The organism is Nonomuraea sp. NPDC047529, from assembly GCF_040642995.1.
In the GTDB taxonomy this organism is placed as follows: Bacteria; Actinomycetota; Actinomycetes; order Streptosporangiales; family Streptosporangiaceae; genus Nonomuraea.
Window position 1 is genome coordinate 76,994 of sequence record NZ_JBEYTJ010000011.1, and the last position, 26,913, is coordinate 103,906.

The window sequence follows — 26,913 nt, forward strand, 5'->3', positions numbered from 1 at the left end:
CCTGCCCCCGTGGATGCTCGGCGCCGCGCGCCGCTGCGCCGGGCCCAGGGCCGCGGCGCAGCGGCACGCCGACGGGATCGTCTGGCCGGACTCCCTGGCCGAGCTGGCGCTCAAGCAGGCGCAGCTCGCCCACTGGCGCGGCGAGCCGGACAAGGTGCGCGAGCACCTGGCCTCGGTGCAGGAGCTGCTGGGGGGCACGGAGATGGTCAGCTCGGTACGCGCCAAGATCATGGACCTGTACGGCTACCTCACCGACGACGTCGAGCAGGCCCGCGCGCACCGGCGGCAGGCGTTCGAGGCGGCGATGGAGAACATGTACCCGCCCACGATCGCCGAGTCGCTGGTCGGGATCGCCGACGTCGCGCTGCGCGAAGGCCGGTACGAGCAGGCCGCGCGGCTGATCGCGGCGAGCGACGCGGTACGCGGCACCCCGGACCGCTCCCTGCCGGACGCCGCCCGCATCGCCGAGGAGACACGCGAACACCTCGGCGAGACCGCGTTCGCCGAGGCCACCCTCGACGGCCGCCGACGAGACCTCCGCGAACTGGCGGAGATCACCCTCACCCGCTGACCCGTCCGGACTGGCGCAGGCTCAGGTGAGGCGTGGGCAGTTCGGGGTGAGGTGTCGGCGGTGCCGGTTCCGTGGAAGGGCAGGGGAAGGCGCGGTGCGGCAGCCACGTCATCGGGCTCGTGCCGGTCGCCGCCCGCAGGGTGCGGTGGAAGCCGGGACCGTCCGCTGAGCACTCCGGCTTCGTGCCGAGACGGCCGGTCCGGAGTCGACGGGATCCCGGCGTTCGCTCTGCGCCGGGAGGACAGTCGGGTCGCGGCCGCCCTCGCACCCTGACCTGCTCCGCCGCGCTCAGGACCGGCTGTTCACGCCCACTCGCTGCCGAGCAGCCGTTCCAGCTCGGCCTGCGTCCGGCCCGGGTCGTAGCCGGGGACGGCCTCGCGCATGAGGTCGTGGGTGCGCCGCCGGCCGTCGGCGGCCGCCGCCCGTACCGCCGCGAGCGTCTCCTCGGCCAGGTCGTGGCCGCCCAGCCGCAGGGCGCGCTGGTCGTAGCGCACGTCGAGGACGCGTCCGTCCGCGTCGACGGTCACCCGCACATGGCCCGACGGCCCCTCGCCGGTGCCGATGACGGCCCGCAACTCCTCCTGCGCCGACTCCAGCCAGGCCAGCATGCGCTCGCCTCGTCGGGCGGCCTCGTCCAGCTCGCGTTCGCTGATGTTGGCGGGGTCGATCTCCGGCCCGAACACGCTCGGCCTCCTAGTAAAGGTCGTTGATTGCCTGCTCGACCCGCGCACGTACGAAGGTCTCGTCCAGAGGCGCCGGCACGGCGACGGTGGTGTCCCGCACCCCGTCGGCGATCTGCCGTGCCTGCCGCGCGGCGTCGTCCTGCGCGGCCCGCAGCACCTCGGCGGTCTTCCTGCCGAGCGCGGCCTCGTCGAGCCGCAGCGCCCGCGGGTCGATGCGCAGGCGGGTGGGGACGCCGTGGCCGTCGGCGGACGCCTCGACCAGGCCGTCGTCGCTCTCCGCGCGGCCCTCCACCTGATCGATGGACGCGCGGGCGTCGTGCAGCGCCTGGATGGCGCGGCGGCTCTGGGCGACGTACTGGTGCAGGTACTCGGCGTCGTCCTCCGGCGCTGGTGAACGCATGTCGACCTCCGACAGCCAATCGAGTGAACGTTCAGTGTAGAGGTAAACGTCTGTGACGGAATTGACTGGATATGCTTTCTGGACATGACGGGATTTGAGATCGCCACGGGGGCGCTGGGACGGGACGGCACGTACGTCACCGGTCATGGGGCGAACTACGACGCCGCGGTCATGCGGCTGCGGCAGCGGGGGAGCGGCGCCCGCACCTTCGGCGGCGACGGGCTGTTCGCCACCATCATCGCCTCCTACAACGAATGCCTGCAGACCTCGCTCGACGCGCTGACGGGGATCGGCGGGCAGATCGCCGAGACGGGCGAAGGACTGCGTACGGTGTCGAGGAACACCCAGGCGGCGGAGAGCGCCACCATCGAGAGCCTCGAGAGCCCTGCATGGCGGTGACTCTCGACCCGCAGGTGGCGGGCTTCCTCAACCTCATCGGTTTCCCCTGGCCGAACGACAACGAGGACGAGTGGCGTCTTGAGGCGGACGACTGGCGCGTCGTCATCGCCGCGTCGGACAGCCAGGGGGCGGCGGCCGGCGAGACGATGCGCAGCGCGCAACAGGTCTACCAGGGCGACTCGGCCACACACCTGGCGAGCCACTGGAACCAGGTCGGCGACGGCGGCGGCCACATCTCCCAGGCCGCCTCCGCGGCGAAGGTCGCTCCGGCCGTCCTCGACGGCACCGCGAACGTGGTCAGCGCGGTCAAGCTGGCCGTGGGCACGCAGGCCGCCTACGGACTGACCGTCGCCACCCAGGCGTTGCTGTTCGGCGGCGCGGCGGGCGGCATGCTCGCCCTGGCACGCATGCAGATGACCCGCCACGCCGTGGGCAAGGTGGCGATCGAAGGCGCCGAGGGCACCGCCAGGGGGCTGGCCCCGGTGCTGAGTGGCCGGGTGACCGAGAAGATGCGCCGCATCATGAAGGAGATGGAGAGGCGGCCGCACGCCCGCGACGGCATGCTCCAGATCCGGCGCAGACGCGGCGGCGGTGGCGGTGGCAACAAGGGCGGGAAGGGCGGCGGCTACGACCCGAACGCCTCGGCGAGCTACGACTCGGCCGCGCAGCGCATGCACGGCAGGTTGCCCGACAGCAGCGACGTCAGCAAGATGACACCGGAGCAGGCCAGGCAGGCGGCGGCGGAGGTCAAGGACAGCATCCTGACGCGGAAGATGAACGAGGCCCGGCTCGGCCGGGACCCCGGCCACGCCGCCCGGCTGGAGAACGAGCAGAAGCTCCTGAACGACCTTGAGCGCAAGGCCAACGAGGGGAAATAACGCGAGATGCAGACACAGACGGGCGACGACCTGATGGCGCGCATCCTCGCCCGCCCCATCGACGACGAGGCTCTCGGCCAGGCCGCCAACGACCTGCTCGACGAGCTGTTCGGCGGCTATCCCGTCGAGAACCTGCGCATCCTGCTGCGCAGCGGCGACGACGACGCCGTGCAGACCGGGGCCTGGCTGCTGTCGGAGCTGGGCGAGCAGGCCGCGCCGCTGCTGGACGAGGTCCCCCGCCTGCTGGCCCACCCGCGGCACCAGGTGCGCTTCCACGCCGTGGAGTTCGTGCTGCTGGCCGCGGACGAGCGGCACGCCGACCTCATCGCCCAGACCCTCACCCTGAGCCGGGCCTCCGACACCTCCATCCGCTGGAAGCTCCTGAGCTTCCTGGCGGCGGCCTCGACCGATCAGCTCATGGCGGGGCTGTCCCGGCTGGCCGACCCCGAGGTCGGGCGGCTCACGGCCGGGCTGATCGCGTCCGACATCGAGGATCCCGACCCGGGCGAGGTCGTCGCCGCGCTGGAGGGCGACGACCCGATGGCCCGCCTGTTCGCCGCGGCGATCGCGACGCGCATGGCCGAGGACGACGCGGCGCTGCTGCGTCTCGCCGCCAGGGTGGGTGACGAGGAGGTCAGCTCGTTCGCGCAGTGGCAGCTCATGAGACTCCAGGAGTAGCGCCTGGACATGGCCTGACATTTGAGCATCGGCCTACTCAGCCGAGCAGAAGGTGACCTACACCGTGCCGTGCGCGGTCACCACCGCCCACACCCCCCGCCTGTCGCTCGCCGTGGAGGGCACGCCGTCGGCCGGCGCGGGTGAGACGCTCACCTACACCGTCACCTACCGCAACACCGGCTCCGCCCCGGCGACCGGCGTGATCCTCACCCTGGACGCGCCCGACGGAGTCACCCCGCGCAGCCTGCCCGCCCACGCCACGGCCGAGGCTCTGCTGACCTCGATCAACCTCAACCTCAGCCCACGCTACTGACCCGGTACGGGGAACGGCGGCCGCGACGGCGTCGCGGCCGCCGTTCCCTGCCGGACGCACGCCCTGTGCCGCCTGCCGCAGCGGCTCGGCCGGCCGCCTGCCCTATGGCGATAAATACTGACTTTCTGCTGTTTACCACGTTATTGACCTCTTGTGGTTCATCAACTCAAATGCAGGTGACCCCATTCACCGCCCGCCTGCGCAAAGGAGCGACCAGATGAGACGCAACGCCGCGTTAGCCCTGGTCACGAGTGCCGTATGTGTGCTCGTGGCCACTTCGGTCCCCGTCCCGGCGAACGCCTCCAGGAGCGATCCCGCCGACCTCCTGGTGAAGGCCAGGCCCGCGCTGCTCCACAGCTCACCCAAGGACACCTACGTACGGCAGGGTGTGATCGAGGGGCAGGGCGGCCTGCGCTACACGACCTACACCCGCACGTACGCGGGGCTGCCCGTCTACGGCGGCGACTTCGTCGTGGTCAGCGGCGCCACCGGCGAGGTCCTGAGCACCTCCGTCTCCCAGGACAGCCCCCTGGACCTGGCCACCACGCCCAGGCTCGGCCCCGCCGACGCGATCCGGGTGGCCCGGAGCCAGCTGCCCCAAGTCTCCTCGGTCACCACGCCCCGGCTGCTGGTCATGGCCCAAGGACGCGGCCGGCTGGCCTACGAGGTGGTCGTCCAGGGCGCCGCCAACGGCAGGGAGAGCAAGCTGCACGTCTTCGTCGACGCGCTGACCGGCGCGGTCGCCGAGAAGTCCGACGAGGTCCGGGCGGGGGTGGGCAACAGCTACTACAACGGCAACCCGGTCACCATCGGCACCACCGGGTCCGGCGCCACCTTCTCCATGGTGGATCCGGTACGGCGGGGCGTGCGCTGCGGCGGCCAGAACGGCGCCGCCTACACCGGGCCCGACGACTTCTGGGGCAACGGCTCCGGCACCAGCTTCGAGACCGCCTGTGTCGACGTGCTCTTCGCGATCGACACCGAGTGGGACATGCTGAAGAACTGGCTGGGACGCGTCGGCTTCAACGGCCTCGGCGACGGCTACCCCGCCCGCGTCGGCCTGAACGACGTCAACGCCTATTGGACCGGCTCCTACGCCTCCTTCGGCCACACCTCCGACTACCAGCGCCAGCTCACCTCGATGGACGTCGTGGCGCACGAGTACGGACACATCGTCTTCGCCACCACGCCCGGCATCGACCTAGGCGACAACGAGAAGGCCATACTCAACGAGTCCACCGGCGACATTCTCGCCGCGCTGACCGAGCAGTACGCCAACGAGCCCGCCGCCTTCGACCCGCCCGACTACATCGTCGGCGAGGAGATCAACATCACGGGAAGCGGCCCGCTCCGCTACATGTACAAGCCGTCGCTGATGCCCGGTGACCCCGACTGCTTCACCAGCGCGGTGCCGACGATGCTTCCCCAGATCGGGGCCGGGGTCCAGAACCACTGGTTCTACCTCCTGGCCGAGGGCACCAACCCGACCAACGGCCAGCCGCCCAGCCCGACCTGCAACTCCTCCACCATCGTCGGGCTCGGCGCGCGCAAGGCCGGCCAGATCTACATGGGCACGCTGCTGCGCAAGACCACTTCCTGGCCGCACACCGCGGCCCGCCGAGCCTCGATGCAGGCGGCGCTGGACCTGTTCCCCGGCTCGTGCCTGGAGTACAACACGGTCAAGGCCGCGTGGAACGCCGTGCGCGTGCCCGCCCACGGCGGCGAGCCGTACACGTGCGAGTTCTCGGTCGGGGTCGCCCCCGATACGGTGACCGTACAGCCCGGCCAGCAGGTGAGCGTCACCGTCAGCAGCAGCACCGTCTCGCGCGCTCCGCAGCAGATCTCACTGGTCGCCAAGGGGCTTCCGGCAGGTATGACGGCCTCCTTCAGCCCGGCGAGCATCACCACCGGCGCGACGTCCACGCTGACCTTCACGGTCGCCGCGAGCACCGCGCCCGGAACCTACACGATCACGGTGCTGGCCGACGGCGTCGCCGTCGACCACACGGCCACCGTCACCCTGACCGTGATGCCATGAGCCGATGATCTTGCTGCCAGGGTGCCGGACACCCTGGCGGCGACGCGCCCGTGTGAGCTGTCGAGGACGCGGCGCCTGCGTCAGCAGTTGAGGGCGACGGTGGACCGGGGCCTGCCCGAGCCGGGATCCAGGGCCACGGGGAACGTGCGCCCGTCGCCCACCCGGATCTCGATCGAATTCGGCCCCGTCCAGCTGACCGAGTCGAAGCCGTCGTCGGGGTCGTCGTCGTCGTTGAGGCAGCCGAGATCCCACTCCCTGCTCAGCAACCCGCCGTCCCTGCGCACGCTGAGCCATGTCACCGTGTCGGGCCCGAGCCCCGCCATCGACTTCTGCAGCCTGATCCGGTACGGATCCGGCCCGTCGACGAAGCCGGCCTCCTCGGTGGAGGTGAACGACAGGATCAACAGCCCCCCGAGCATCGCGACGGTCGCGACCAGCCCGGCGACGATGCCGATGAGGAGGCGCAGCCACCTCCATCGCAGCCCGGCGGCGGCCCACGCCATCAGGAGGCAGGCCAGCGCACCGAGCGCGAACGGATGGTTCAGATGTTCCCTCAGAAGCACCAGGTCGGACTCCTGGAAGTACACCAGGGCGGCGAGGCCTCCCGCGCAGAGCGAGGCGCCCACCAGTACGAGCGAGCGGACAGGCGACATGGGATCCCATCGGTAGAGGTGCCACGAAGGATCATGACAGCCCCGCGACGCCACAACTCCGAGATGCACAGAATCACGACGATTCCCGCACAACCTCAGCGGATGCCCCGCTCCCGCGGCTAGCCAGGTCAGCGCACCCAGATGGCCGGGCGTGAACAGGCCCCGGGCCACCGTGATCTGCCGGGTGATGACACACTGCTCAGACAGCGGAACTCCGCACGAAGAGCGATCTTGGTCGAAAGCCCATCTACCGGAGTTCCGCTTCTTCGTTCCACAGCAGTCCGCTCACCGAGACGGTCTTGCCGTCGAAGACCCCGTCCTCAACTTCATGGACCTGAGCTTTGGGCATGAGGCCGTGGGGTTCAGGTCATCCGGCAGTCGGAGGGACCTGCGACCCGGCGGGCATCATGCCCACGATCAGCGTCTGGGGGTCACGGATGCCGGCGAGGTGGCCGAAGCCCTCCGCGTACGCGGAGATGGCGGACTGGAGCAGGCGCAGATGGGCGCGGCACTCCTGGTCGCCGGGCCAGGCCGACTCCGGTTCGCTTGGATGCGCCCGTTCCCAGGCGGTCAGCAGCGGGTGCCACTTGGACAGGAACGGGCGCAGTTCCTTGTTGAGCATCGAGATCGCGAAGTACTCCACGGTCTGCCCGCCTGGCACGGGGGCTGAGGGGCGGCTGGTCTTGAGGGCGTCGCGGGTGGTGGCGAACAGGCCATACAGAGAGTTCATGGCCTCCCTGACCAGGCCCTCCTCGTCGTCGAGCGACTGAACGGAGACCCGGGTGACGGTCTCGACGAACAGGTGCCAGGCCACTTGGCGGCTCTCGTTGTTCACCAGGAAGGTGAGCTCGCTGAGCTGCGGCACGGTGACCTTCACCTCGGTCAGCCTGGCCGTCCTGGCATAGAACTGGACCATGATCACGGCGGCCATGCCGGCGACCGCACCGGTGACGACGAAGATCCACCGGCCGCCCGCCTCGGTCATCTCGAAGATCGCCAGACCCACGACGGCGCCGACGAGCGCCGACGCGAGCAGCCGCACCCACCGAACCTGCATGATCGCGACGACACGTGCCTTCATCCGGGGGGTCCATTCCTCGGCCGACTGCGACGATCAGACTTTACGTGTGATCCGCCCTCCGGCTGTAGGGGGTCGGCCGTGGTTTCAGCAGACCTTCTCGAAGGGGGTGCCGGACGGCAGGTAACGGCCCCACTCCTGCTCGGTGAGTGAGCGACCGGCCGCCGCGCAGAGCGAGGGGAACGGATCCGCCGGGACGTTCACCTTCCATTGCAGGATCGTTCCCTTGTCGTAGGAGCCGGCCAGCGTCCGGCCGTCCGGGCTGAAGGCCAGCGACGAGACAGCTCCCTCGTCGCGCTGGAACGGATTCCCGATCGGCTTCGCCGTGGCCGCGTCCCAGAGCTGGACGCCTGCGGCGGCGTCGGTGGCCAGCGTTCTGCCGTCCGGGCTGAACTCGACCGTGGAGATCGTGCCCGTGCGGTCCTTGAAGGCGCCCATGGGGCGGCGGCCCGCCGTGTCCCAGATCCTGACCGTTCCCTGCTCTCCCACGGTGGCCAGGAGCTTGCTGTCCGGGCTCAACGCCAGCCAGGTGACGCTGGAGCCCCCGATCGGGGCACCGATCGGCCGCCAGGTGGCGGTGTCCCAGAGCCTGGCCGTGCCGCCTCCCGTGGTGGCCATGATCCTGCCGTCCCGGCTGAAGACGATCCGGTGGAGGATGTCGCTGTGTGCCCTGGTCGGACCGGTGACCGGACGGCGGGTGGCGGGGTCCCATAACTGGAGGAGTCCCTGGCCGGAGGCGATGGCCAGGGTCCTGCCGTCCGGACTGAACGTCAGCACGTCGATGGTGCCGGCCGCGACCTTGACGGGGGCGCCGATCCGCTGCCGGGTGGCCAGGTCCCACAGGTGAAGACCGCCCTCGTCGTCACCGACGGCCAGCGTCCTGTCGTCCGGGCTGATGGCCACCGGCCATGTGTACGGGTACCTGCCGCGGATCGGCGGGCCGAGTTGCCTGCCGGTCAGCCGGTCCCAGACGCGGATGGTTCCGTCCGCTCCGCTGCTGACCAGGATGTTGCCGTTCTTGCTGTACGCCAGCTGCGAGACTTCGTCCTCGTGACCGGTGAGCGGGTCGGTGACCGGCCGCCGGGCGGCGGCGCGCCAGAGCCGGGTGGTCCCGTCCCCGCTGACGGTGGCCAGGGTTCCGCCGTCAGGGCTGAGAGCCACGCCGAAGACGTAGCCGCTGTGGCCGGTGAACGCGTCGCCGGCCGGGCGCCGGGTCACCAGGTTCCACAGCCGGGCGGTCCCGTCCCGGCTGCCGGAGGCCAGAGTCCGGCCGTCCTTGCTGAACGCGAGTCCGGTGACGGCGTCGGTGTGACCTGTGACAGGTCGTCCGACGGGTTTCCCGGTGGCGGGGTCCCACAGCCGGATGTCTCCTTCGAAGCCGCCGGTGGCCAGCGTCCGGCCGTCCGGGCTGAACGCGACGGCCCAGATCTCGTCGGTGTGGCCCTTGAGGGGCTTTCCGACGGGTCTTCCCGTGGCGGGGTTCCACAAGCGGGCGATCTTGTCGCGGCCGGCGGTGGCGAGGACTCTGCCGTCCGGGCTGAACGCCACCCCGCTGACCTGGTCGGTGTGGCCCTTGAGAGGTCGTCCGACGGGTTTCCCGGTGGCGGGGTCCCACAACCGGGCGGTGTGATCCTGGCCCGCGCTGGCCAGGGTCCGGCCGTCCGGGCTGAAGGCCAGGGCCCACACGACGGACCGATGACCCGTGAGCGGGACCGCTGTCCTGGTCGAGAGGTCCCACAGCCTGATCGTCCCGTCGAGGCCGGCCACGGCGAGGGTCCGGCCGTCCGGGCTGAAGGCCAGGGCGAGGCCGCCGTCCTTGATCGGATTCCCGGCGGGCCGGCCGGTCGCCGGATCCCAGAGGCGGGTGGCGCCGTCCGTGCCGCCGGTGGCCAGGGTCCGGCCGTCCGGGCTGAAGGCCACCGCGCCGCCGTGGTAGGAGCCACTGTCCAGGATGGCGCGCACCGGGGAGGCCAGGGCGGCCACCATGCCGTAGCGGGCCTCGGGGGTCCTGGCGAAGTGCCAGGCGGTGGCCGACAACAGGCCGGAGACGACCGGATCACTCTCGCCGATCTGGATGCCGCGATCACTGGCCAGGTACGACAGGGCCTGATCGCGCTCGGCGTCGGCTCTGACGCGTTGGGCGTCGGCGACGTCGGCCGCGTGGACGGCCACAGCGGCCGCGACGACCGCCGCCGTGGTGAGGACGGACAGCCCGGTCCAGGAGAGCCGCCGGAAGCGCCGGACCAGCCGGTGCTGCCGGACGTCTTCGCCGACGAGTTCGTCCTTGGCCCGGCCGTGCAGGGTGGCGGCGAGCGTCGCGACGGCGTCGAGGAAGGCCGGGTTGCTGAGCGAGAGGTCGCTCTGGCTGCGGATCGAGCGCAGGTCCGCCCACAGGGGGACCTCGGTGAACGACGTGAGCAGCGACTCGGGCAGCGCCGTGGTCAGGGTCTGGTCGAAGTGCCCGGCCGCGTGGTCCCAGACGAGGTCGCCGCCGGTGAGCATGAGGAAGATGGGCCGTCCCGGTTCGAGCGAGCTCCAGTGCTCGATCTCCCGCCGCACCCACACCGAACGCGCCGACTCGGGGGAGGCCAGCAGGACGAAACAACGCGAGGCATCGAGCGCGGCCTCGATCGTCGTCCACAGTCCCGGTGACGCCGACAGGCTGCGGGCGTCGCAGAAGACCCGTAACGCCCGCAGTTTGTACCAGGGACGGGCGAACTGGTGCAGCCCATCACGCAGAGCTGGGCCGAGCAGCCCGTCGGCGGCCCGGCTGTAGGAGATGAAGGAGTCGTACGGAATCGGCGTCGAAGTCCCGCGGATGCCAGGCACGTTCACGATGATAAAGACGCGCGGCTTTGAGTACCCGGTTACTCACGCGCATTGTTTCGCGCCTTCGCATACTGAGCTGGATACACAGTCTGGAGGGGACGCGGCATGAGGAGCATTCGTGCGTTAGCCGCATCGTTACTGGTGCTGGCGTGGTTGGCGTATCTCGGTCCGAGCCCGGCCCAGGCGGCGACCGTGGAGGTCACCGTCAGCCTGTACCGGGTGGTCGAGCTGTCGTGCGACGAGGGCGCGGGCGAGTCCTGCGGCAACGACTACTACCCCAAATTCAAGATCGGGAACGAGGACCTGTACGACGGTGAGGACGATTACTGCTGTGCCCACGGTCCCGACTTCCGGACCAACTGGGTCCACAAGGCCACGGTCGACACCAGCCAGAATCCCGTCGACATCCACCTGGAACTGTGGGACCAGGACGACCTGAGCCAGAACAACGTCATTCACTGGGCCAAGAACGGCGATTACCTGGATCTCAAGTTCGACCTGGACACGTGCGTCTTCACCGGCGGCGGCCTGACCGCCGAGCAGGGCGCCGGCGCCCTGACCCTGTCGGGGGAGAGCGAGACCACCGGCCCCGACTCGGCCCGCGGCTTCTTCACCATCACCACACCCGCCTGCATCACGCTGGCCAGGACCGCGGGCGGCGCCGCCGACAGCGACGGCGACGGCATCATGAACGCCTGGGAGACGCCGGGCGTGGGCTACGACGTCAACAACGACAATCACGTCGATCTGGCCCTGGGCGACCCGCCGTACAACGCGCTGCCCTACCGCAAGGACCTGTTCGTCGAAGCGGACTACATGAAGGACAACGAGCCCGACTGGTTCGGGCTCGGCGACGTCGTGGACGCCTTCGCCAGAGCACCGGTCGACCCCTATCACCCCGACCCGGCCCATCCGGCGGCGACCAAATATCTGGGCGTCACTCTCCACGTGCTGAAGGATGAGGAACTGCCGAAGACGTCCAACATCCGGTTCGAGAGGTCCGATCCGGTACTCGTGGACTTCAACGAGCTGAAGAACGGCGAACCGGCCGGCCCCTGCACAGGACACTTCGGCACCCTCGCCGACCGCAACGACGGGAACTGCGCGAACATCCTGAAGGCCAAACGTGACGTGTACCGCTACATGATCTTCGCCGAGAGCTACCTCGAAGATCCCGACTCCTCGGGCAACTCCGAGTGGTACGCCGTCGGCCCCCAGGGCGGCAACGACTTCATCGTGACGCTCGGCACGTGGGGCGCCAAGGCGATCAACGACGTCGGCGGACTGAGGGTCGCCCAGGCGTCGACCTTCATGCACGAGCTCGGGCACACGCTCAGCCTGGGCCACGGCGGCGACGACGCGGTCAACTGCAAACCCAATTATCTGAGCGTGATGAACTACGCGCTCCAGTTCCCCGACATCAACTTCACCCGGCCCATGGACTACAGCAGCACGGCCACCGGCACCGCGCTCGGCACCACCGACGCCACCCGGCTCGTGGAGAGACATCTCAACGAGAACCTCGGCGTGCGCGGAACGCCGCACCCCGACCGCCACACCGTGTACGGGATCAAGGGCAAACCCCACGTCGAGCCCGCCAACAGCGGCCCGATCGACTGGAACGGAGAAAAGGGCAACACAGAAGGCGACATCCCCGCCGACATCAACTACATCGAGTCCATCGGCCTCCCGGGCAAGGGATGCAACATCACCGATGACACCCAGACGCTGCACGGCTACGACGACTGGGCCCACCTGCAGTACAACCCCAGGCTCAACGCCGACGGCTTCAACGACGGGGTGCCGCGGAGCATGCCCGACGAGATGACGGAGGAGATGGTTCTGGCCCTGTCGCAGCAGGCCGACCTGAAGGTCACCAAGTCCGCCGACCAGGCCGAAGCCGACGGCGGGGACACCGTGACCTACACCGTCGACGTCACCGACCTCGGGCCCGGCAAGGCCACCGCCGTCTCGCTCACCGACACTCTGCCCGACGGCACCACCCGGCAACGCCCAGTGCCCGACCTGAACAAGGACGACGTGCACACCGTCACGCCGAAGTTCACCTACCGGGTGCCGTGCGACACGACCGACGGCACGGTGCTCACCAACACCGTCACGGTGACCGGCAAGGACACGAACGGCGTGCCCGACCCGTACACCAGCGACAACACCGCCCGCGCCACGACCACGGTGCGCGCCCCGGTGCTGACGGTGAACGAGACGGCGACGGCCACGGTCAACGCCGGTGAGGCGATCACGTACACCATCGCCTACGCGAACACCGGCGGTGGCGGCGCCTCCGACGCCGTCATCACCGGCACGCTGCCCGCCGGCGTCTACTACAGCAAGGCGCTCGACCTGGGCGCCGGGCCGAAGCCGGACTCGGTGACGCTCAACGCCGACGGCACCAGAACGCTGGTCTGGAACGTGGGCGCCCTGCCCGCCAAGTCCGGCGAACGGAACATCGTCTTCACCGCGCGGCCGACACTGCTGGCGACGGCGGGCACGGCGTACGCGAGCGAGGTGTCCGTGACCTACAAGAACACCGGCGGGGCGTGCACCTTCGACCCGGTCTCGGACTCGGCCACGACCACGGTCACGGCCGTTCCGCCCACCAGGGATCCGCTGTCCAAGGGCTACTGGACGAACCATTCAGGACAGTGGACGGCCGAGTACCTGGCCCGCATCCAGGCCACCGACCAGCGCTACGACGGCGACCAGAGCGGCGCCCTGTCGGCGGCCGAGATCGACTCCGCCTTCCACGACACCAAGGGGCCCAAGACCGTGCTCCGCGAGCACGCCCTGGGCACGTACTTCAACCTGGCGACCAGGCGCGTCAACGCCGGGACGGCGATCGACTCGGCGACGACCAGGCGGCTGGGCCTGGGCACCGTACGCGCCGCGATGATCTACGCCCAGGAGACGATGGCGCTGCCGATCGACTCCGGCACCTCGGCTCGCTACAGCGACATCATCGGGGTGCTCGACGACGTCAACGCCAACAAGATCGAGGTGTACTGACACGCCCCTGACGGCCACCACGCGAGTCGCGTGGTGGCCGTCCTCCATGAGGTACGGGGTCTCGACGTGACCGGCGCCGCTCCTGGTCACCGCGGGGTTGGTGACGATCGTCTACGGCCCGGTCACCAGCGGCAGCCGCTGTTCGTCCTCCACGAGGGTCGGGTCGCCCGTGCAGGACCGAGCCGCGGCCTTCGCCGCCGACCCGCCCTGAAGCTGACTCACCAGGCCACCACGAACACGGACCTCGCGCGATGCATTCGGCGTGGAGGGCTGCGAGGGCCGCCTGGAGCCACGTTCGGAGCGGAGGGTGAGCTCCGCGTCGGCGCCGAGCGTCTGATGTCAGGCTGGGTACGTTCGATTCGATCCTTTGGGCCTCGGAGATTTTGATGCGTGCAGGCGTCGTGGTCACCGCAAGCCCCGGTGTGGAGGATCTCGCCGTACAGGCCGAGGAGTTGGGCCTGCACAGCGTCTGGGTCCGCGACACCCCGATGGTCCAGGGCGACCCCTGTGTCGCCCAGGGACTGTGCGCGAAGGCCACCAGTCGCCCCCTGCCTTGGGCTAAAGCAGGGCGGCGACGAGCTCGGCGAACTCCTCCGGCGTGGCGATGCGTACGCCGAGGCTTTCCGCCTTGACTCGCTTGGAACCCGCCTTTTCGCCTGCCACCAGCAGCGAAGTCTTGGCGGACACGCTGGAGGACGCCTTCCCGCCCGCCCGCTCGATGAGTTCGTTGACCTCGTTGCGCGTCAGGGCCGCCAACGGCCCCGACATCGCGCCGGTGACCACCACCGACATCGAGGCCAGCGGCAGCTCCATCGCCACGTGCTCCTCCGACGTTCCCTGGGCGGGCGGCCGAGCGCCGGGCTCGACCATGTTGACGCCGGCCTGGACGAGTTTGTCGATGAGGGGGGCGAGCTCGATCAACTCGGCCACCACGACCGGGGCCTTCTCCGGCCCGATGCCCTCCACCTCCTGGATGGCCTCGGCGTCGGCCGCGCGGACGGCGTCCATCGTGGCGAAGTGGCCGGCGATCCGCCGGCTCATCGAGCGGCCCGTGCCCCTCACCCCGAGCGCGGCGAAGGTCCGGCTCAGGGGCTTGGTCTTGGCCTGCTCGATGGCGGCCAGCAGGTTGTCGGTGCTGGTCTCGCCCATGCGCTCCAGGCCGAGCAGCTGCTCACGGGTCAGGTAGAACAGGTCGGCGAAGTCGGCGATCAGACCGGCGTCGAGCATCTGCTTGATACGGTTCTCGGCCAGGCCCTCGATGTCGAGCTGGTCGCGTCCGGCGGCGTAGACGATGGAGGCGATCGCCCGGCAGGCGCGGCCGCGCACGCACCGCCACCGCTCCTGCGAGCTGTCGATGGCGTCGCCGCAGGACGGACAGACCTGCGGGATCGGGATCGGCCGCTCCTCCCCGGTGCGCAGGTGCACCACCGGGGACTCCACACGCGGGATCACGTCGCCCGCCTTGTAGACCACCACGCTGTCGCCCAGCATCAGGCCGCGGCGGGTGATGTCGGCGACGTTGTGGAGGGTGGCGTAGGTGACGACGCTGCCGTCGAGCTCGACCGGCTCCAGCACGGCGCGCGGGGCTATGACGCCGGTGCGGCCGGTGTTCCACTCCACGCCGACCAGCTTGGTGATCTTCTCCGTGGCGGGCAGCTTGTAGGCGATCGCCCAGCGCGGCGCGCGCGAGCTGAACCCGGCCTCGGCCTGGTCGGAGGCCAGGTCACACTTGATCACGATGCCGTCGATGCCGAACGGCAGCCCGGCGCGGGCCGCGGCGATCTCGCCCACGCGCTCCTGCACCCGCTCCAGGCTGTCGGTGACGATGCCGGCGACCGCGGTGACGGCGGTGGTCTGCACGCCCTGCCCGGCCACCCACTCCATGACCTGGCTGTGCGGCAGCTCGCGCAGCCGCGTCGCGAGGTCGGAGTCGTCGCCGGGGGCGGGCAGCGCGCCGTAGCCGAAGAACGTCAGCTCGCACACGTAGGGCCGGTCCTGGGCGCGCAGCGTGCCGGCGGCGGCGCTGCGCGGGTTGGCGAACGTGGTGCCGTCGTGCGCCGAACGCTTGGCGCACGCCTCCTCGAACTGCGACGTCGTCATCATCACCTCGCCGCGCAGCTCGACGGTGACCGGCTCGGCCAGCCGCTCGGGCAGGCCGACGATGGTGCCGACGGCGTGCGAGACGTCTTCGCCCGCCGTGCCGTCACCCCGGGTGACGAGCTGGGCCAGCCGGCCGCCGCGGTAGCGGGCGGAGATGGCCAGGCCGTCGAGCTTGGGCTCGACGCTCCACGCGGTGACCGGACGGCCGAGCCTGCGCTCGACCGAGGCGGCCCAGTCGGTGAGCTGCTCGGCGCCGAACACGTTGTCGAGGCTGAGCATCGGCACGGTGTGCGGCACGTCGCCCACGACCGCGCCGCCTGCGACCTTGCCCGTCGGCGAGGCCGGCAGCACCTGCTCGGGATGGGCCTCCTCGTAGGCCTGGATGCCGCGCACCAGCCGGTCGTAGGCGTCGTCGTCGAGGGTGGAGGTGCCGTCGGCGTAGTAGGCGGCGGCGGAGTCCACGGCCAGTTGCACGGCCTCGGCGTAGGCCGTCTCGTCGGCGAGTGCGGTGAAGGGAGGGGCGTCGCTCATAGTCACATCCTGCCTGGCCGGACCGACAATCTCGGACCGCGCAGGGTCGCACGGGCCAGCTCGCGCGGGCGCGTCGTCAACTGCCGCGAGCCCCGCGGGGACGGCCAAGGGGTGATCGCCGTGGATCCGCGCGCCATGGGCGGCTCGGCCTGCGGGCGGTGCTGCCGGGCACGGGCACCGACGTCGAGGTGGTGCTCGTGCCCGGCAGCGGCCACTACATCCCCGAGGAGCAGCCCGAGTTCGTCGTCAGGCGGCTGAGCGACTTCTTCGGCTGAGCCGTCCTCGGAGCCGCCGGTGGCGTCAGGCGGGTGGCACCGCGCCGTTCTTGGACATGGGTACGGCGAGCTGCGTGGCGCCGGTGAGCCTCACGTCCTCGGCGGGCAGGTTCGCCAGCACCGGGTTCAGGTGCTTGAGGTTCAGCCCCACGATGGGCGTCGCCGGGCCGGTGACGTCGAACTTCTCCAGGTCGACCCAGCGGACGATGTCGAACACGTCCGACGGGATCTGGTCGCCGCCCTTCTGCACCGGGACGCAGAGCTGACGGGCGGCGCCGACCTGCACGGTCCTGGGCGGGATCTGGTTGACCAGCACCGGGTTGAGCTGGGTCAGGTTGAGCGCCTTGTTCATCAACGGGTTCGGCGTGTGGCCGTAGCACAGCAGGTCGATGTGCGAGACGACGCGCAGCACGTCAGCCGGTGGGACGACGCCGTTCTTGGCCACCGGCACGCACAGCTGCTGGGGCGTGTTCAGGGTGACGTCGAAGCCCGGCAGGCCCTGCAGGACGGGGTTGAGGTGACGCAGCCCCAGCGGCTGGTTGATCTGCGGCCCGGTCACCTGGTAGCAGGACAGGTCGACGTACCGGACGTAGTCGAGCACGGACGCCGGCGGGATGACGTTGTTCTTGGCCACCGGCACGCACACCTGCGTGCGCTGGCCGAGCGTGACCTGCACGGGCGGCTGGTTGGCGAGCACCGGGTTGATGTGCCGCAGCGACAGCGTGACGGCGGGCGGCTGGTACGTCGTGGTCTTGTAGCAGTCCAGGTCGAGGTTCGACACGAACTCCTTGGCCGTCGGCAGTGCCAGGGCCCCCGCGGGGGTCGCGACGAGGAAGGCGGCGGCGAACACCGCGAGACCAGCGGATAAGAGACGTCTTACCGCGGTCGTCGCGTAGCGGTGGGGGGCGGGTCTTGCGTTCATCCATCCTCCTGGGCTGGGCGATCGTGCCTTGACTGTGCGCCCGCGCGCCCTGCCCGACAAGGTGGATGGCCGCTGTTTGACATGCCCTTGTCAGCGGGCCGGAGACGTTCATGTGATCTTCGGGCGGCGGCTTCCGTGAAGGGCGTGTGCACGCCACCCGTCCACGTCCACCTGCCCACCTTCGCCGACTGGCCGGCGGCCGGGCTCAGGACAGGGTGACGGTCCCGACCAGCACGCGGTGGTCGGAGCACAGGCCGCCGGGGTTGCCCGTGCACGTGGTCGCGGGGGCGAGCGAGTCGGCCGAGTAGGCGCCGCTGATCCTGTCCTCCCTGGCGAAGATCATGTCGAGTTTCGTCCCGGAGGCGCAGGGGCCCTTGCCGTCCGGGGTGCTGACGGTCAGCTCGCCGTAGCCGGGGCAGTTGCCCGCGTCGGCGTCGTCCAGCTCGTGGTAGCGGCCGGTGTTGCCGCGGTTGTTGGCGGTGTCCACGGTGGTGGAGTAGTAGCCGTTCAGCCGGGCGGCGTCGGGCGGGAGGTTGAGGTCGCCCGCGACGACCACGGTGTCGCCGGCCGCGTGGTAGGCCTCCAGCTTGGCCAGGACGGCGTTGAGCTGGGCGGCGCGGTAGGCGTCGACGTACGTGGTGTGCGTGACGCAGAACCGGAGGCCGGGACGGGCCTGCATGGGGGCGCAGAGCATCTTCCGCTTCTCGGTCTTGCCGTCGTCGGGCAGGGTGATCCTCTCCGCGGCGCCCAGGGGCTGCTTGCTGAACAGGGCGTTGCCGTACTCGCCGCCGCCGCACGGGCCGCCGGACTGGGCGGGGTACGTGGCGACGAACCGGGCGAAGTTGCTCCGGTCAGCGGGCCAGCCGGCGTCCCGCAGGCCGGTGACCAGCGCCTGGTACTGGCTCGCGCACAGCTCGTTGAACGAGACGAGGGTCGCGCCGCGCGCCACGATCGAGCTCACGGCGGCCCGGACCATGCCGTTGCCGGTCGAGCCGTGGTTCAGGGTGTTGCCGGCCGCGTTCCAATGCCAGACGACGGCGGGCGTGGCGGCTCGGGCCGCGCCGGGCACGGCCGACGCCACCAGAACCGATGAGACGATCGCGGCGGCCAGGCGCCTGGGGAACCACACGGGGCACGCTCCGGGAGTCGATGATCAGGAGGGTCCAGCGGACCAGAGCCGGGGCCGTCGCGTCAACCGCCCGCGGGCGTCAGGCGCGCTCGTTCCAGCCGGATTCCAGGAGGTCGAAGACGGCGTCCAGGGCGGCACGGGGGTCGGGCTCGGCGCCGGCCAGCTCGGGGATCTCCAGCACGTAGCGAACCAGGGCGCGCACGGTCATGTCGGCGGGCTCGCGCCCGGTGGCGGCCGCGATCGCCTCGGCCAGCGGGCCCTCGGCGGCGATCCACAGGCGGCGCGAGTACTCCCGCAGAGCGGGCGTGCCGACGATCAGGTCGCGCTTGCGCCGCTGCTCGGGCGGCAGGTCGCCGGCGAACGGCCCCCGCTCGGCCAGGCAGCGGCGCAGGGCCTCCAGCACGCTCTGCCCCGGGGGCCGCTCGCGGACGGCGTCGGCCAGCCAGACGTGCCGCTCGTCGCCGTCGTCGAAGATCAGCGCGTCCTTCCCGTCGGGCACGTGCGCGAACAGGGTGGCGATGGAGACGTCGGCCTCCTCGGCGATGCGGGCGACGGTGACGCTGTCGTAGCCGTGCTCGGCGAACAGCCGGACGGCGGCCTCGGCCAGGGACCTGCGGGTCTGGGCCTTCTTGCGTTCGCGGCGTCCTGTCGTCATGCTTCCAGCGTAGCGGAAAACTAGAATGATTCTGATTTCATAGTCATTACAGAAGGAGACGACATGTCCTCCCACCCTGCCCCCTGGGACGTCGGACGCCTGCCGGCCGCCCCGGGCAAACACTTCCTGGTCACCGGCGGCAACGCGGGCATCGGTTACTTCGTGGCCGAGCAACTCGCCGGCACCGGCGCCACCGTGATCCTCGGCAGCCGCGACCCCGCCAAGGCCGAGACGGCCGCGCTCTCCATCCGCGGCCGGGTCCCCGGCGCGCGCGTCCGGCACGTGCCGCTGGACCTGGCCGATCCCGCCTCGGTCGAGGCCGGCGTCCGGGCGCTGCGGCTGGAGAGCCTGGACGCGGTCGTGTGCAACGCCGGCGTGCTGCTCGACCACCCGCCGCGGTGCGAGACGCCGGACGGCCACGAGCTGATGTTCGCCACCAACCACCTCGGGCACTTCGCGCTGGTCGCGCGGCTGGCGCCGCTGCTGGCCGCCGCTCCGGCCGCCCGGGTGGTGACCACGGGCAGCCTCACCGCCCGGTCGGAGACCCTGGACCTGGACGACCTCCACAGCGTCGGCGACTACCGGCCCAAGCGCGCCTACGCACGCTCGAAGCTGGCGCAGATGCTCTTCGGCTTCGAGCTGGACCGCCGCCTGCGCGCCGCCGGGGCCACGACGGCGAGCGTGGTCACGCATCCCGGCGGGGCCCTGGACTGCCTGACGCCCTCGCGGCCGGTCCGTCCGCGCACCGCGGGCGAGCGGCTGCGCGGCCTGCCCGCCGGGCTGCTGTTGCAGGGCAAGGAGGCCGCGGCGTGGCCGGCGGTGCGGGCCGTGCTGGATCCGTCCGTGCGCGGGGGGCAGCTCTGGGGGCCCCGGGTGCTGGGGATGCGCGGCCGGCCGGTCCTCGAACCGCTGCGCGGGCAGATGGCCGACGCCGAGCTGGCGGGCCGTCTGTGGGCGGTGAGCGCCGCTCTGACCGGGCTCGACCCGTTCGCGGACGCTTCCGGCGGGCCGCGCCCGGTTTCCCGACGCAAGCGCTGACACGACATCCCGGTGCTACGCTTCGACGACCGTGCCCCGGTGAGGGCTCAACAGCGGCTCAACACAGGCTCAACGCCCCGATTTCCATACTCAGGGCAGTCCCACCCGTTCAAGGGGAGGGCGGCCGGGAGGAGATGCGATGACGGGCATCATGGACAAGGCCGGGCCGGCTCTGGCCGGGGAGCTGGAGAGCGTCTGCGGCCGGTGGTCCGAGCGCACGGGCGTCGCCGTGGAGATCTGGGCGCTGCCCGCCGGTCCCGTGGCGGCGGCGTTGCGGCGGGCCGTGCTGGCCGTCGTGGGCGAGGCGCTGGACAACGTCGAGGCCCACAGCGGCGCGAGCACCGCCTCGCTGGCCGTGACCGCCGGGGCGGACGGCCTGCGCCTGACGGTCAGCGACAACGGCCGCGGCTTCGCCTCCACGGCCCCGGGCGGCGGCACGGCCCGCATGCGCGCGGCGTTCGCCGAGCTGGGCGGGCGCCTGTCGGTGCGCGGCGTGCCCGGTGAGGGCACGACCGTCAGCGGCACCGTCCCGGTCTGACCCCACCGTTCCGGGCCCTCACTGCGCCGGGTTGACGAACTCGGGCTGGTCGAGGATGCGCAGCCAGCTTCCGTCGGGCTGGCGGCGTACGACCTGGGCGCGGGCGCCCGAGCCGTCCTTGGGCGGGGTGGAGGTGAGGGCGAGGTCCCCGCTGACCAGCGTCGGCAGCGGCTGCTCCGGCTCGAAGTGCGGCCGGCCCGCCAGCACCTTCTCCCACAGGGCCTGGATGGCGGCCCGCCCGACGGTCTGGCTGCCGGGCGGGTAGGCCAGCACGGCGTCCTCCTCGTAGAGCGCGGCGACGCCGGCCGCGTCGCCGGCGTTGGACCGTTCGACGAACAGGCGGGTGATGTCCTCGGGGCGCATGGCCTTCTCGTATGTGGTCATGGTTCCAGCCTGCCGCCCTCCTTTCCAGAAGTCCAACAGATGGTTGTGATGGCTTCTAGAATCTGTGGTTATGGAACTGAGGCAGCTGGAGTACTTCGTCGCGGTGGCCGAGGAGCGGAGCTTCACCCGGGCGGCCGAACGGGTGCACATCAGCCAGTCGGGCGTCAGCGCCCAGATCCGGCAGCTCGAACGCGAGCTAGGGGCCGAGCTGTTCGACCGTTCGGCCCGGGTGGCCACGCTCACCGTCGCGGGCAAGGCGGCGCTCGAACACGCCCGTGCGGCGCTGGCCGCCGCCGGGGCGGTGGGCCAGGCGGTGGGCGAGGTGACCGACCTGATCCGCGGCACGCTGACGGTCGGCATGGTGCTCGGCTGCACGGTCACGCCGCTGTTCGACGCGCTGGCCGCCTTCCACCGGGCGCATCCGGGCGTCGAACTGTCCCTGCTGGAGGACAACTCCGACAAGCTCGTCGAAGGGGTCCGCGGTGGTGCGCTCGACCTGGCGCTCATCGGCACCGCGAACGCCGTCCCCGAGGGGCTGGAGGCGTTGACGGTCGTCAGCGAGCGGCTGGTCGCGGCGGTCCCGCCCGGACATCGGCTGGCCGCCCGGCCGCGGATCGCCCTGGACGACCTCGCCGACCACTCGATCGTGTGCATGCCGCGCGGCACGGGGCTGCGCGCGGTGTTCGACGAGGCGTGCGCGGCGCGGGGGCTGCGGCCGCGGATCGCGTTGCAGGCCGGCGCCGCCGACGCCATCGCCGACCTGGCCGTGCGCGGCCTCGGGGTGGCGATACTCAGCGAGTCGATGGCCGAGCGCCACCGCGACCGGCTCACCGCGCTGCTCCTGGACGACGTGCCGGCGCCCGCGCTGCTCGCCCTGGTCTGGCGGGAGGGCGGCGGCCCGGCGGTGCGGGCGCTGCTGCCCCACGCCCGCCGCGCGTTCTCCGCCGGGCCCCTGTAGCTGTCAGCCTGCCCTTGACACGGGGGGCCGTCAAGGTCAGGCTGACAGCATGATGACACGCAGCAAGAGCACCCGAGAGGTGACGCCCGTCGACCAGCTGGCGACGCGGTGTTCGTTCTGCGGCAAGCCGCACGAGGAGGTCAGGAAGCTCGTCGCCGGGCCCGGCGTCTACATCTGCGACGCCTGCATCCAGCTCAGCCAGGACATCGTCACCGGCGAGCTCGACAAGGCCGAGCAGGAGGGCGACCGCGAGCCCCGTGCCCACTGGGGCCCCGATGCGTCCGACCAGTACGTGACCGGCATGTCCGACGAGGACGTGCTGGCCGCGCTGCCGCGCCAGGCGCTCACCGTCGAGCTGGCCGAGCGCGACCTGCGCGCCTGGGTGGGCATCCTGCGCGACCGCAACGTGACGTGGGCCAGGATCGGCGAGGCCCTCGGCATCACGCGCCAGGCGGCGTGGGACCGGTTCGCCGCCGACATCGAGTCCCGGTGACGGCCGGAAAACAGTAATCCACTTCAAATTTGCAGTAGAGTCCTGTCATGACCGAAGGGCTTCGCGAGCGGAAGAAGCGCAAGACCCGCCGGCACCTCGCCGACGTGGCGATCGGCCTGTTCGTGGACCGCGGGTTCGACCAGGTCACGATCGCCGAGATCGCCGCGGCGGCCGAGGTGTCGGTGAACACGCTCTACAACTACTTCACCTCCAAGGAGGACCTCGTGCTGCCGCCCGAGGACGCCTCGCCGCAGCGGCTCGCCGACATCGTGCGCGAGCGGGCGCCGGGCGAGTCGGCGGCGGGGGCGGTGCTGGCCCGGCTGCGCGAGGAGGTGCACGCGCGTGAGCGCAGGCTGGGCCTGACGGCCGGGTTCGGCCAGGTGCTGGAGATGATGCTCGCCGCCCCCACGCTGCGGGCGCGCCTGGAGGAGCTGGGCCGGCAGATGACCGACGCGCTGGCCGAGGCGCTGGCCCAGGAGACGGGGGCCGCGCCGGGCGATCCGCTGCCGCGGGCCGTCGCCTGGCAGATCGGCTGCCTGCACTCGCTGGTGTACGCCGAGGTCGGCAGGCGGGTGTCGGCCGGGCAGCGGCCCGACGACATCGCCGAGGCCGTGCTGGAGCTGCTGGATGTGACCGAGGGGCTGCTCGCCGAGCGGTTCCTGACCTATGCCGTACGGGAGGGCTGAGCGTTGTTCCGGGTGACCATCCGCGGGAAGTTCGACGGACTCGACGAGGAGGGACGGGCCGCGGTGCTGGGGGCGCACGACACGGCGTTCACCGAGGCGGGCACGTTCACCCACGACGGGACCCTGTCGGCGTTCACCTTCCGGTGCCAGGTGGCCGCCGGGCCGGGCGACGGCGAGCACGAGGCGACCGGGCGGGCGGTGGCGGCGCTGGAGGCGTACGGGGTGCCGTACCAGGTGTTGCAGGTCGCGGTGACGGACATGCGGGACATCAAGATCCGCCGCAAGGGCCGCGCCTGATCCTACCGTGTCCCGGATCTGGGATATAGTCCCAAATATGGGACATGATTTGGACGACCGCCTGGCCGCCCGGCTCGCCGAGCTGCGGGTCGAGCGCGACTGGTCGCTCGACGACCTGGCGCGGCGCGCCGGGATCAGCCGTTCGACGCTGTCCCGGCTGGAGCGCGGGGAGATCAGCCCGACCGCCGCCCTGCTCAACAAGCTCTGCGCCGTCTACGGGCGCACGATGTCGCGCCTGCTGGCCGAGGTGGAGTCCGAGCCGGCGCAGGTGGTGCGGGCCGCGGCCCAGGCGGCGTGGCGGGACGAGGACTCGGGCTTCGAGCGCCGTTCGGTCTCGCCGCCGCATCCCGGGCTGCGCGGCGAGGTCGTCGAGGGGCGGCTGCGGCCGGGCGCGGACATCGCCTACGACGAGCCGCCGGTTCCCGGGCTCGAACAGCACGTCTGGGTGCTGGAAGGCGTCGTGGAGATCACCGCCGACGGCCTGGCCCACCGGCTGGAGGCGGGCGACTGCCTGCGTTTCCGCCTGTGGGGGCGGTCGCGGTTCCGCTGCCCCGGCCCCTCGCCGGTCCGTTACGCCCTGTTCGTCGTCCTGCCCTGAACTCGGAAGGAGCCCCCTCGTGCACACCGTCACCCGCATGTCGCCGCAGGAGTTCGCCGCCTGCGTCGAGGAGCTGGCCGCGCTGCTGGCCGACGCCGTGAACGGCGGCGCCTCGGTCGGCTTCCTGAAGCCGTTCGGCCCGGCGCAGGCCGCGGCGTGGTGGCGGGAGCAGGCGGTGGCGGTGGCCGAGGGCGGCATGGCGGTGTGGGCCTGCCGCGACCCGGACGGCTTCCTGGCCGGCACGGTCAGCCTGGTCATGGCCCGCAAGCCCAACTCGCGTCACCGCGCCGAGCTCGTCAAGCTGCTGGTGCACCGCCAGGCGCGCGGGCGCGGCCTGTCCCGCCTGCTGCTGGCCGCCGCCGAGGAGGGCGCCGTCGCGGCCGGGGCCGGGCTGCTGGTGCTCGACACCGAGACCGGCAGCACCGCCGAGCACGTCTACCTCACCGGCGGCTGGACCCGGTACGGCGTCGTGCCCGCCTACGCCGGCGCCCCCGACGGCACCCTGCTCGACTGCAGCTTCTTCTACAAGCGCCTCACCACCCCCGCCTGAGCCCGTCGAGGGGCCGCGCCTAGAATGGGCTTCGGATCTTCGTCGGGGGGTTGACGTGCCGTCCTGGGCAGAGCAGGCGATCTTCTGGCACGTCTATCCGCTGGGCTTCCTGGGCGCCGAGCGCGCCGCCGTGCCGCAGGTCACCCATCGGCTCGGGGGCCTGGTGCCGTGGCTGGACCACGCCGCCGCCCTGGGCGCCGACGGGCTGCAGCTCGGCCCGATCTTCGCCGCCGAGACCCACGGCTACGACACCCTCGACCACTTCCGCGTCGATCCGCGCCTGGGCGACGACGGCGACTTCGACGCGCTGGTGTCGGCCGCGCACGACCGCGGCCTGCGGGTGCTCCTCGACGGCGTCTTCAACCATGTGGGCCAGGGCTTCCCGCGCTTCCAGGAGGCCCTGCGCGAGGGGCCGGACTCGCCGGCCGCGCGCTGGTTCCGGCTGCGCTGGCCCGCCGGCGGCGGCGCTCCCGCGCACGACGACTTCGAGGGGCACCAGTCGCTCGTCGCGCTGAACCACGCCGAGCCGGCGGTGGCCGAGCACGTCGCGGCGGTGATGGCCCACTGGCTCGACCGCGGCGCCGACGGCTGGCGGCTGGACGCCGCCTACGCCGTGCCGCCGTCGTTCTGGGCGCGGGTGCTGCCGCGGGTGCGCCTCGGGCGGCCGCAGGCGTACGTGGTGGGGGAGGTCATCCACGGCGACTACGCCGCGTTCGTGGCCGAGACCGGCATGGACGCCGTCACCCAGTACGAGCTGTGGAAGGCGATCTGGAGCTCGCTCAACGACCGCAACGCCTTCGAGCTGGCCTGGGCGCTCAAGCGGCACGCCGCCTTCGCCGAGTCCTTCACGCCGATGACGTTCGTGGGCAACCACGACGTCACCCGCCTGGCCAGCCGCCTGACCGACGAACGCCACCTGCCCCACGCCCTGGCCGTGCTGATGACGGTCGCCGGCACGCCGTCGCTGTACGCCGGCGACGAGTACGCCCTGCGCGGCGTCAAGGAGGAGCGCGAGGGCGGCGACGACGCCGTACGCCCGGCTTTCCCCGCCTCCCCGCGCGAGATGCCGCCGGACGGCCTGCCGGTCCTCGGCCTGCACCGGCGGATCGTCGCCGTGCGCCGCCGCCATCCGTGGTTGTCGCGCGCCCGCACCACCGACCTGACCCTGTCCAACCAGCTCTACGCCTACGAGAGCCGCTCCGGCGACCACGCGCTGGCGGTCGCGCTGAGCACCGCCGACGAGCCGTCGCAGGTCACGCTGCCCTTCCCCGGAAGCATCGCCGCCGGGGACGGCGAGCTGGACGGCGCGCTGCTGACCCTGCCCCCGCACGGCTGGGCCGTCGTCGAACCCTGAACAGGGCGACCTACCTGCAATCACTACGAAAAGTAGCGTTCTAGCAACGTTCCGCTACTAACTTCTCCGGGCATGAATCTCGCGACAAAGCCGACGTGGTCGCCGATAGCGCGAAGCAACCCGTCAAAGCGGGCCCGTCGTGCGTTCCCCGCGAGAGGAAACCCTTCTCATGCCCCTGACCCGGCTTCCCCCTGTCCTGTGCGCCGCCGCCCTGGCGCTGGCCACCCTGACCGGCCCCGCGCAGGCGGCCGACACCGACACCGCCTCCTGCGTCCGGCAACTGGCCAAGAACCACACCTACAAGGACGGCCCCCGCACCTACACCACCGACGGCGCCGGACGGCCCGCCCAGGCCCTGGCCCCACGACTGGCCAGGAAGGCGGCCGCGCGCAGCGGGTGCGAGGCCACCGTCGGCAACTGGGGCGGCAGCGGCGACTGGCAGGGCGGCCATCTCATCGCCTCCTCCTTCTCCGGCTCCAGCATGCGCTACAACCTGGTCCCGATGCGCGGCAGGCAGATCAACCAGGGCCTGATGCTGCGCGTCGAGAACGGCGCCCGCGCCTGCCTGGCGGCCAAGGGCGGCGCGGTGGCCGACTACCGGGTCCAGGTGCACTATCCCGACGGCACGACGGTAATCCCCGACCGCATCCACGTCTCGATGGCCGCGAAGATCGGCGGGGTGTCCCGGCAGGTCAACGTGACCTTCCCGAACGCCACCCTGTCGGCCGGCGACCTGGACTCCTGGCACACGAAGATCGGCAACGCGTTCCGGGCGGCGCACTGCATGAGCGGCTCTGACAAGGCGTAGCCACCGGCGTTGTGGGAACCCTGCATGCGGGATCGACCCGTTCTGGTGTGGGA

26 protein-coding genes and 2 pseudogenes are annotated in these 26,913 nt (G+C 71.4%); 18 read left to right on the top strand and 10 right to left on the bottom strand.

Annotated features, from left to right (window positions below):
* Nucleotides 1-571, top strand: a pseudogene (locus tag ABZ815_RS19410) (AfsR/SARP family transcriptional regulator); the annotation flags it as partial.
* A gap of 302 nt (nt 572-873) precedes the next feature.
* Here the strand turns inward: ABZ815_RS19410 and ABZ815_RS19415 are convergent.
* On the bottom strand, nt 874-1,254 hold the full coding sequence (locus tag ABZ815_RS19415; protein ID WP_357699619.1) for a YbaB/EbfC family nucleoid-associated protein: 381 nt from the start codon (nt 1,252-1,254) through the stop codon (nt 874-876).
* 10 nt (nt 1,255-1,264) lie between these two features.
* Nucleotides 1,265-1,654, bottom strand: a complete 390-nt coding sequence (locus ABZ815_RS19420; protein ID WP_357699621.1) for a YbaB/EbfC family nucleoid-associated protein — start codon at nt 1,652-1,654, stop codon at nt 1,265-1,267.
* A gap of 84 nt (nt 1,655-1,738) precedes the next feature.
* Here ABZ815_RS19420 and ABZ815_RS19425 point away from each other — a divergent pair, with 84 nt between their 5' ends.
* From ABZ815_RS19425 to ABZ815_RS19445, 5 genes are all read left to right on the top strand, one after another.
* Complete coding sequence (locus tag ABZ815_RS19425; protein ID WP_357699622.1) at nt 1,739-2,053, top strand: hypothetical protein; 315 nt, start codon at nt 1,739-1,741, stop codon at nt 2,051-2,053.
* Nucleotides 2,044-2,931, top strand: coding sequence for a hypothetical protein (locus tag ABZ815_RS19430; protein WP_357699624.1), 888 nt, complete (start codon nt 2,044-2,046; stop codon nt 2,929-2,931). The genes ABZ815_RS19425 and ABZ815_RS19430 overlap by 10 nt, the downstream gene beginning before the upstream one ends.
* A gap of 6 nt (nt 2,932-2,937) precedes the next feature.
* Nucleotides 2,938-3,609 carry a hypothetical protein gene (locus ABZ815_RS19435; RefSeq protein WP_357699626.1) on the top strand — a complete coding sequence of 224 codons (672 nt, stop codon included), beginning with the start codon at nt 2,938-2,940 and terminating at the stop codon, nt 3,607-3,609.
* A gap of 52 nt (nt 3,610-3,661) precedes the next feature.
* Entirely contained in the window at nt 3,662-3,922 is a 261-nt protein-coding gene (locus ABZ815_RS19440) for a hypothetical protein (protein ID WP_357699628.1), read from the top strand.
* A 217-nt stretch (nt 3,923-4,139) separates the two neighbouring features.
* Nucleotides 4,140-5,960, top strand: coding sequence for a M4 family metallopeptidase (locus ABZ815_RS19445; RefSeq protein ID WP_357699630.1), 1,821 nt, complete (start codon nt 4,140-4,142; stop codon nt 5,958-5,960).
* Nucleotides 5,961-6,040: 80 nt separating this feature from the next.
* On the opposite strand, the gene ABZ815_RS19450 is transcribed toward ABZ815_RS19445, so the two are convergent.
* The 3 genes from ABZ815_RS19450 to ABZ815_RS19460 all read right to left on the bottom strand — a co-directional run bounded on the left by ABZ815_RS19450 (nt 6,041) and on the right by ABZ815_RS19460 (nt 10,520).
* Complete coding sequence (locus ABZ815_RS19450) at nt 6,041-6,613, bottom strand: hypothetical protein (RefSeq protein WP_357699632.1); 573 nt, start codon at nt 6,611-6,613, stop codon at nt 6,041-6,043.
* A gap of 367 nt (nt 6,614-6,980) precedes the next feature.
* Entirely contained in the window at nt 6,981-7,694 is a 714-nt protein-coding gene (locus tag ABZ815_RS19455) for a hypothetical protein (RefSeq protein ID WP_357699634.1), read from the bottom strand.
* Between the two features lie 84 nt (nt 7,695-7,778).
* Nucleotides 7,779-10,520: a hypothetical protein gene (locus ABZ815_RS19460; RefSeq protein WP_357699636.1), complete on the bottom strand. Its 2,742-nt coding sequence runs from the start codon at nt 10,518-10,520 to the stop codon at nt 7,779-7,781.
* 153 nt (nt 10,521-10,673) lie between these two features.
* On the opposite strand from ABZ815_RS19460, the gene ABZ815_RS19465 reads away from it, so the two are divergent.
* Entirely contained in the window at nt 10,674-13,544 is a 2,871-nt protein-coding gene (locus ABZ815_RS19465) for a hypothetical protein (RefSeq protein ID WP_357699638.1), read from the top strand.
* A gap of 558 nt (nt 13,545-14,102) precedes the next feature.
* Here ABZ815_RS19465 and ligA read toward each other — a convergent pair.
* Entirely contained in the window at nt 14,103-16,175 is a 2,073-nt protein-coding gene (gene ligA, locus ABZ815_RS19470; RefSeq protein WP_357699640.1) for an NAD-dependent DNA ligase LigA, read from the bottom strand.
* Between the two features lie 158 nt (nt 16,176-16,333).
* Here ligA and ABZ815_RS19475 point away from each other — a divergent pair, with 158 nt between their 5' ends.
* Nucleotides 16,334-16,450 (top strand): alpha/beta hydrolase, encoded by a 117-nt coding sequence (locus ABZ815_RS19475; protein ID WP_357699642.1) that lies wholly within the window; start codon nt 16,334-16,336, stop codon nt 16,448-16,450.
* A gap of 25 nt (nt 16,451-16,475) precedes the next feature.
* Here ABZ815_RS19475 and ABZ815_RS19480 read toward each other — a convergent pair whose 3' ends face one another.
* From ABZ815_RS19480 to ABZ815_RS19490, 3 genes are all read right to left on the bottom strand, one after another.
* Nucleotides 16,476-17,372, bottom strand: coding sequence for a hypothetical protein (locus tag ABZ815_RS19480; protein ID WP_357699644.1), 897 nt, complete (start codon nt 17,370-17,372; stop codon nt 16,476-16,478).
* 205 nt (nt 17,373-17,577) lie between these two features.
* Nucleotides 17,578-18,501 carry an endonuclease/exonuclease/phosphatase family protein gene (locus tag ABZ815_RS19485; RefSeq protein ID WP_357699646.1) on the bottom strand — a complete coding sequence of 308 codons (924 nt, stop codon included), beginning with the start codon at nt 18,499-18,501 and terminating at the stop codon, nt 17,578-17,580.
* A 79-nt stretch (nt 18,502-18,580) separates the two neighbouring features.
* Nucleotides 18,581-19,156, bottom strand: coding sequence for a TetR family transcriptional regulator (locus ABZ815_RS19490; protein WP_357699648.1), 576 nt, complete (start codon nt 19,154-19,156; stop codon nt 18,581-18,583).
* A 63-nt stretch (nt 19,157-19,219) separates the two neighbouring features.
* Here ABZ815_RS19490 and ABZ815_RS19495 point away from each other — a divergent pair, with 63 nt between their 5' ends.
* Both ABZ815_RS19495 and ABZ815_RS19500 read left to right on the top strand, forming a co-directional pair.
* A complete protein-coding gene (locus ABZ815_RS19495) occupies nt 19,220-20,194 on the top strand; it encodes an SDR family NAD(P)-dependent oxidoreductase (protein ID WP_357699650.1) in 975 nt (324 codons plus the stop codon).
* Between the two features lie 139 nt (nt 20,195-20,333).
* Nucleotides 20,334-20,732: an ATP-binding protein gene (locus ABZ815_RS19500; RefSeq protein ID WP_357699652.1), complete on the top strand. Its 399-nt coding sequence runs from the start codon at nt 20,334-20,336 to the stop codon at nt 20,730-20,732.
* Nucleotides 20,733-20,750: 18 nt separating this feature from the next.
* Here the strand turns inward: ABZ815_RS19500 and ABZ815_RS19505 are convergent, their stop codons facing one another.
* Nucleotides 20,751-21,116, bottom strand: a complete 366-nt coding sequence (locus ABZ815_RS19505) for a nuclear transport factor 2 family protein (protein WP_357699654.1) — start codon at nt 21,114-21,116, stop codon at nt 20,751-20,753.
* Between the two features lie 70 nt (nt 21,117-21,186).
* Here ABZ815_RS19505 and ABZ815_RS19510 point away from each other — a divergent pair, with 70 nt between their 5' ends.
* From ABZ815_RS19510 to ABZ815_RS19545, 8 genes and pseudogenes are all read left to right on the top strand, one after another.
* Nucleotides 21,187-22,074 carry a LysR family transcriptional regulator gene (locus tag ABZ815_RS19510; RefSeq protein WP_357699656.1) on the top strand — a complete coding sequence of 296 codons (888 nt, stop codon included), beginning with the start codon at nt 21,187-21,189 and terminating at the stop codon, nt 22,072-22,074.
* A gap of 52 nt (nt 22,075-22,126) precedes the next feature.
* Nucleotides 22,127-22,309: pseudogene (locus ABZ815_RS19515) on the top strand (ClpX C4-type zinc finger protein); the annotation flags it as partial.
* Nucleotides 22,310-22,614: 305 nt separating this feature from the next.
* Nucleotides 22,615-23,253: a TetR family transcriptional regulator gene (locus ABZ815_RS19520; RefSeq protein WP_357699658.1), complete on the top strand. Its 639-nt coding sequence runs from the start codon at nt 22,615-22,617 to the stop codon at nt 23,251-23,253.
* A gap of 12 nt (nt 23,254-23,265) precedes the next feature.
* Nucleotides 23,266-23,550, top strand: coding sequence for a DUF6204 family protein (locus tag ABZ815_RS19525; protein WP_357699660.1), 285 nt, complete (start codon nt 23,266-23,268; stop codon nt 23,548-23,550).
* A 37-nt stretch (nt 23,551-23,587) separates the two neighbouring features.
* A complete protein-coding gene (locus ABZ815_RS19530) occupies nt 23,588-24,148 on the top strand; it encodes an XRE family transcriptional regulator (RefSeq protein ID WP_357699662.1) in 561 nt (186 codons plus the stop codon).
* Nucleotides 24,149-24,167: 19 nt separating this feature from the next.
* Entirely contained in the window at nt 24,168-24,698 is a 531-nt protein-coding gene (locus ABZ815_RS19535; RefSeq protein ID WP_357699664.1) for a GNAT family N-acetyltransferase, read from the top strand.
* A 55-nt stretch (nt 24,699-24,753) separates the two neighbouring features.
* Nucleotides 24,754-26,052 carry an alpha-amylase family protein gene (locus ABZ815_RS19540; RefSeq protein WP_357699666.1) on the top strand — a complete coding sequence of 433 codons (1,299 nt, stop codon included), beginning with the start codon at nt 24,754-24,756 and terminating at the stop codon, nt 26,050-26,052.
* Between the two features lie 169 nt (nt 26,053-26,221).
* The gene (locus tag ABZ815_RS19545; RefSeq protein ID WP_357699668.1) at nt 26,222-26,860 is read left to right on the top strand and encodes a DNA/RNA non-specific endonuclease; all 639 of its coding nucleotides are present in this window, start codon (nt 26,222-26,224) and stop codon (nt 26,858-26,860) included.
* Nucleotides 26,861-26,913: the final 53 nt, after the last annotated feature.

Coding starts and splice junctions, on each gene's coding strand:
- ABZ815_RS19420 (WP_357699621.1), bottom strand. CDS start 1,654: ATGCGTTCACCAGCGCCGGAGGACGACGCCGAGTACCTGCACCAGTAC.
- ABZ815_RS19425 (WP_357699622.1), top strand. CDS start 1,739: ATGACGGGATTTGAGATCGCCACGGGGGCGCTGGGACGGGACGGCACG.
- ABZ815_RS19430 (WP_357699624.1), top strand. CDS start 2,044: ATGGCGGTGACTCTCGACCCGCAGGTGGCGGGCTTCCTCAACCTCATC.
- ABZ815_RS19435 (WP_357699626.1), top strand. CDS start 2,938: ATGCAGACACAGACGGGCGACGACCTGATGGCGCGCATCCTCGCCCGC.
- ABZ815_RS19445 (WP_357699630.1), top strand. CDS start 4,140: ATGAGACGCAACGCCGCGTTAGCCCTGGTCACGAGTGCCGTATGTGTG.
- ABZ815_RS19450 (WP_357699632.1), bottom strand. CDS start 6,613: ATGTCGCCTGTCCGCTCGCTCGTACTGGTGGGCGCCTCGCTCTGCGCG.
- ABZ815_RS19455 (WP_357699634.1), bottom strand. CDS start 7,694: ATGAAGGCACGTGTCGTCGCGATCATGCAGGTTCGGTGGGTGCGGCTG.
- ligA (WP_357699640.1), bottom strand. CDS start 16,175: ATGAGCGACGCCCCTCCCTTCACCGCACTCGCCGACGAGACGGCCTAC.
- ABZ815_RS19480 (WP_357699644.1), bottom strand. CDS start 17,372: ATGAACGCAAGACCCGCCCCCCACCGCTACGCGACGACCGCGGTAAGA.
- ABZ815_RS19490 (WP_357699648.1), bottom strand. CDS start 19,156: ATGACGACAGGACGCCGCGAACGCAAGAAGGCCCAGACCCGCAGGTCC.
- ABZ815_RS19495 (WP_357699650.1), top strand. CDS start 19,220: ATGTCCTCCCACCCTGCCCCCTGGGACGTCGGACGCCTGCCGGCCGCC.
- ABZ815_RS19500 (WP_357699652.1), top strand. CDS start 20,334: ATGACGGGCATCATGGACAAGGCCGGGCCGGCTCTGGCCGGGGAGCTG.
- ABZ815_RS19505 (WP_357699654.1), bottom strand. CDS start 21,116: ATGACCACATACGAGAAGGCCATGCGCCCCGAGGACATCACCCGCCTG.
- ABZ815_RS19510 (WP_357699656.1), top strand. CDS start 21,187: ATGGAACTGAGGCAGCTGGAGTACTTCGTCGCGGTGGCCGAGGAGCGG.
- ABZ815_RS19520 (WP_357699658.1), top strand. CDS start 22,615: ATGACCGAAGGGCTTCGCGAGCGGAAGAAGCGCAAGACCCGCCGGCAC.
- ABZ815_RS19530 (WP_357699662.1), top strand. CDS start 23,588: ATGGGACATGATTTGGACGACCGCCTGGCCGCCCGGCTCGCCGAGCTG.
- ABZ815_RS19545 (WP_357699668.1), top strand. CDS start 26,222: ATGCCCCTGACCCGGCTTCCCCCTGTCCTGTGCGCCGCCGCCCTGGCG.